At 61.9% G+C, this 268-nt stretch carries 1 protein-coding gene; it reads left to right on the forward strand.

Annotation, left to right across the window (positions count from 1 at the left end; genetic code table 11):
- A partial coding sequence (locus tag SB771_RS34730; RefSeq protein ID WP_410722005.1) for an aspartyl/asparaginyl beta-hydroxylase domain-containing protein occupies nt 1–268 on the forward strand: 268 nt, incomplete at both ends.

Here is a 268-nt window from a genome sequence, read left to right on the forward strand (position 1 = left end):
AACGCATTCCGTCGGTCAAGGCCGCGATGTTCGCCATGCTGCCGGCCGGCGGCTCGCTCAATCCGCATCGCGATCCCTACGCGGGCTCGCTCCGCTATCACCTGGGCCTGATGACGCCAAACGACGACCGCTGCGCGATTGTCGTCGACGGCATTCCTTATTCCTGGCGGGACGGGGAAGACGTGGTTTTCGACGAAACCTATTTGCCCCACGCCGAGAATCGCACGGGGGAAGAGCGCATCATTCTCTTTTGCGACGTTGAACGACC

This window comes from Burkholderia sp. SIMBA_051 (genome assembly GCF_046534915.1).
In the GTDB taxonomy this organism is placed as follows: domain Bacteria; phylum Pseudomonadota; class Gammaproteobacteria; order Burkholderiales; family Burkholderiaceae; genus Burkholderia; species Burkholderia ambifaria.